At 43.0% G+C, this 4868-nt stretch carries 4 protein-coding genes; 3 read left to right on the top strand and 1 reads right to left on the bottom strand.

Annotated elements, in window-relative coordinates; genetic code table 11:
• Positions 1 to 367: 367 nt before the first annotated feature.
• The 3 genes from AC1DPK_RS33950 to AC1DPK_RS33940 all read left to right on the top strand — a co-directional run bounded on the left by AC1DPK_RS33950 (position 368) and on the right by AC1DPK_RS33940 (position 3364).
• Positions 368 to 1687: an IS110 family RNA-guided transposase gene (locus AC1DPK_RS33950; RefSeq protein ID WP_441887206.1), complete on the top strand. Its 1320-nt coding sequence runs from the start codon at positions 368 to 370 to the stop codon at positions 1685 to 1687.
• 484 nt (positions 1688 to 2171) lie between these two features.
• Entirely contained in the window at positions 2172 to 2633 is a 462-nt protein-coding gene (locus AC1DPK_RS33945; protein ID WP_441887194.1) for an SMI1/KNR4 family protein, read from the top strand.
• A 119-nt stretch (positions 2634 to 2752) separates the two neighbouring features.
• Positions 2753 to 3364, top strand: a complete 612-nt coding sequence (locus AC1DPK_RS33940; RefSeq protein ID WP_477513006.1) for an imm11 family protein — start codon at positions 2753 to 2755, stop codon at positions 3362 to 3364.
• Between the two features lie 300 nt (positions 3365 to 3664).
• Here the strand turns inward: AC1DPK_RS33940 and AC1DPK_RS33935 are convergent.
• Positions 3665 to 4868 (bottom strand): IS110 family RNA-guided transposase (locus AC1DPK_RS33935; RefSeq protein WP_477513005.1); only part of this gene is annotated, 1204 nt, incomplete at its 5' end.

Genomic DNA, 4868 nt, shown 5'->3' with positions numbered 1-4868 from the left:
TGGAAACATCCAGTCCGATGACAGGATTCATGTAACCACTCCTTGTTATATATTCGCCGGAAGCCCCTAACCTTCTTGTCGTCCACATTATCGCATGTGATTCGGGGTCATGCCCCAACTAGCCTAATCATGGTTTAACAAGTAGGGGGATGAACGGAATAGCTCTCGAGATCCAAGTCTCACGGGCAGAAACGTTCGATCCCGAGCTACCGCTATCTTACGACCACACAAAAATGAGGTCGACCAGTAATTTCTGGTGACCTCATAATACTAACGGGCAGCATTCCTATTATGAAGAAATACGAGGTTTGAGAAATAAAAAGACTCCTTGGTATGATGTTAATGGGTCCATAATGCTGGCTAGCTACTGGATCCAAATACAAACCAAGGAGACTACAACAAGCATTCTACTCAAAATGAACGAATTAATCAAATCACTTCTTCTACTTTAATTGTCGGAGTCGACATTGCTAAATTCAAACATGTGGCCAGGGCACAAGACTATCACGGAGTCGAGCTCGGTAAATCGATCACGTTTGAAAACAATCGAGAAGGTTTTGAATTATTCATTAGTTGGTTCCAAAAGATTGTTGCGGAACAAGGGCTTCAGGACGTCATGGTCGGCATGGAGCCGACTGGTCACTACTGGTTAAACTTAGCTCATTATCTTAGAGAGCAACAAGTTAAATATGGTGTTGTAAACCCACTACACGTGAAGAAAAGCAAAGAGCTTGATGACAATTCTCCGACGAAGAATGACATCAAGGACGCTAAAGTGATTGCACAGTTGGTCAAAGATGGGAGATACGCTGTACCTAGCCTTCCACAGGGCGTTTATGCTGAACTGCGGGAAGCCATGAAAATTCGCGAGCACCTGACAACTGACCTTTGCGTTGTGCAAGCACGTGTCCATAACTGGCTAGATCGGTATTTCCCCGAGTTTCTGACGGTATTTAAGGATTGGGAATGCAAGTCAGCCATCCAAATGCTAAGTCTCTATCTACTGCCACATGAGCTTGTTTCCGTACCAGAGGAGATCCTGCTGCAGCATCTGAGAGAAGCTGCAAAGCGTGGGCTTGGTCTAGGCCGAATCAAGAATCTGAAGGCAGCAGCCAGCCGTTCTGTTGGTATCCATCAAGGTTCAGAGTTGGCTAAAATGGAGTTGAAGGTGCTGCTGAACCAGTACGAATGGCTTCATAGAAAACTGGAAGAACTGGAAACAAAATTGGAAGAATTACTCAAGCAGATCCCACATGTACAACAATTGTTGGCCATGAAAGGGATTGGAAGAGACACCATCGCGGGCTTTCTAGCTGAGGTAGGCGATATTAGTCAGTACCGACATCCCAAACAGATCACGAAGCTCGCTGGATTGAATTTGAAAACAAATTCATCAGGCACACATACCGGACAGACTAGGATAACGAAGAGAGGTAGGAAACGCCTTCGTGCCTTACTCTTTAGAGTGATGATGCCGCTGGTCGCAAAAAACGCAGCCTTCCGAGCTTTGCACGAGTACTACACCAAACGGTCGAGAAATCCGTTGAAGAAAATGCAGTCTCTCATCGCATTGTGTAACAAACTCATACGCATCCTATTCGGCATATTGAAAAAGGGACATGAGTTCAGGGAAGAAAAGATGATGCAGGATATCCCTCGAGGTGTAGAATTACCACAAGCGGCTTAACAGAACGTTTTCCAAAGATAACGACCTAAACCAAAAGATAGATAACAAGAAGCACGGATGAGTCGGAACGGCACAATCCATACGGACGAAGATCCTGCCGGGCAGCATATCTGACCTTCACCTCATGGACAGGTTGAATGAAGGAATGTGAGAGCGTAGACTCTGCGAGATGTGGGAGGGTTGACCGCCATGAGCTCATGTGGAGATCCAAAGGTGCAACCAAACTTTACCGGAGAAACCACTTTTTACAGCAAGTGGTCTAGGTGGAGACTTTTTTGCACTTTTACCAGTCCCATAAATTTCTTAATCTACAACTTCGTTCCACTGAAGTGTTATCTGTAATGAGCAAACATGGTTAATATACTAAGAAAACGTGAGTATTTAAGAGAAAAGTGATTCTCCATAGAGGGAGGTTACGTTAATGAAGGAATTATTTAAGTTCTTCCCGAATTATGAGTTATCCCACTAGGAAGCAGGTTTATTAGTGAAAAGTGATCATTTGTTAAAGCTTCTGTATGATAAGAATTTACATACTGTTCGTCCATTTGAAGGGTGTAGCGAAACAGAAATAAAGTTACTTGAGCAAGAATTGGCAATCAAGTTACCGGAGTCTTATCGGCAATACTTGCTTGCTGTTGGTCATAATTCGGGAAGATTGTTTCAAGGTACAGATATGAAGTATTCACAATTAAAGGAACTTCAGTATGCGGCCAAGGAATTATTGCGCGAGAATAATGACCTGATATTAATGCCTGAGAGTTCTTTTGTATTCTCAATGCATCAGGGCTATGAAGTTAAATTTTTTGTGTTAAGTGTAGGGGATAATCCACCGATTTTAGAATGGTACGAGGGAAGTACTAAGGGGATAATTACGCTCTTTGATACGTTTGAGGAGTTTCTTTCTGATTCAATTTATAAGCATGCAGCTATAAAGTGGCTTGATTGAATTAACGGGACACGATAGTTGAACAATCAAGGAGCAGTTTGCTGCGGCTGCTGCTCCATTAGTCGAATTACTTACAGGAAAAATGAGGGTTGGGACTTCAGAATGAAAGGATGAACAATATGAAAGTTTGGAGATTACTTTATAGTTCAAATGCCACAATATTAATGGTTAAAAATGATCAACTGCGAATTATTAATTTTGAAGGGAAAATAGATGATTTTACTCCTATTGAAATGAAAGTGGTGAAGAAAGGTAAATACAATGATTTTTATGGTTTTTTGCCTGAGATACCTATTATTTCTTTGGAAACAAAGGAGTTTCTTTCTCCATTCATTAAAAAAAGTGTGCAATTTCTTGATTTCAAATTGAAACAAGACATATGTGGTTTAAACGTGACTAATGTGATCGATTGTATCGATTATGATAATTCTATAATTGAAGATGGTTCAATTATAAAAATTGAATTCGATAAAAGTAAGTTGGAGGGTCAATATATTTTTAAAATCCCTCAACATAGAATGATAGCTGTATATGTCACTGACGCTTTAAAAGATATTATTGAAAAATCGCCTTTTAAGGGCTACGAATTCGTTGAAATATGGGATTCAATGAACACGGGTGATGAAGAGAGAGAAAGAAAATTGAGATATGAGGAGGAAATTTATAATTTTCTCACGAATGCTCGCTTATTCGCAGGATTTCGCCCGGATAGTAAGGGGGGGAAGACATGAAGGGAATACCCTGTTAGACTTCGGTAACATGAAGRCGCACGGGAATAGAGGAGGGATATAACCGTCCTATATACTTCSATTTACTGCACGCATTCTCCACGCCACCCTTGGAGGTTTTCACTCCCATGTCTTAACGGGTCTATGCCCTCTCATTCCTTCGTTACGCCTATCCAAGGGGTGGAGGCCGGTCTTGCTAACGGTACGGGTCGGTGCCCTTTGGTTTAATGCATCCGGTACTCCGTGCTTTCTTTGAAATCCTGCGAATAAGCCAAWACTYGTACAACGAAACGGGTTGTATGGTTAAGCTGCTTGTAAGAGTGGTAACGTTTTATGTGGCATGTAGGCTTTACCGCTACGAGCCATTCCGACTAGTATTCTRGCCAATTTACCGCATAGTTTCATAATGGACCTCATTTTCTTCATCTTCTTAACCTGCACATTGTATGCATGCATCGCTTGAAACTCTGAATTGTTCATGACCAAACTCATAGTGGCCATAAAGAGGAAGCGCCGTAGGCGGGATCGTCCGCGTTTACTAATCTTCATTTGCCCGGTCCATTTGCCAGAACTYGCTTCTGCGAGGTTGAGTCCGGCATGGCGCAGCAAGGCATTTCCGTGAACAAATCCGCTTAAGTCYCYAGCCTCACCCAATATACCAGCTAATGAAATGACAYTAATCCCCTTAATYGCGAGGATGGATTTTGCAAAGGGAATGCGTTCTAATACGGTTGAAATCTCCTTCTCCACAACCTCCAGTTGTKCGCAAGCAAGGTCATACTCGGCGAGYAATTGTTTCAAGTGGAGCTTGTAGTAATGAGAAGCTGACTGAGATCCTACTGAATGGTTGGCAATCTCGATGAGTGCTTTTGCTTTTCTAGCACCGCAGTGCCGTTTCATGATGGTTTTCCATCCCTGAATTAGGTTCTGGGTCTGTAGCTTACTGATCTCCGCTGGAGTAGGAAAGAGGCGAAGCGTTGCCAGGGAACCGATACAGGTGATGTCCTTRAATACGTGACGTAGTTCAGGGAAAACAACGTCAACCCAGCGGTGTATCTGGTTTTTGGCACTAACAAGTCGTTTGACGACGAAGTCGCGGTTAGAGAGAAGCACACGTAGATCCTCGAAGGCTTCGGGAGTCGTACGTGTTACCGAGTAGTAACCGTTCTTGATCATGTCGGCGATAACGAGTGCATCTTTCCGGTCACTCTTTGAAGGCGTATTGTCGCGATTTTCTTTGTTTTTTTTCACGAGATGCGGATTCACTAAAACGACTTCAAAATGGCGTTCTGTGAGCCACCGAGATAGGTTAAGCCAGTAGTGTCCGGTTGGCTCCATCCCGACGATGGCTGCACTCAAACGATGGTGAAATCCTTCCTCGTCATTAGAAAAGGATAGGTAGTCTCCGATGATGATGCCACGGAAATTTACAGCGCGCGCAACATGCATCTGCTGGGCGATGTCGATCCCGATAACTAAATGCTGAGCAGTAATTTTTTCAATGAGT

It is taken from the genome of Paenibacillus sp. 01T424, from assembly GCF_056398745.1.
This window is presented reverse-complemented; position numbering and strand designations above follow the sequence as displayed.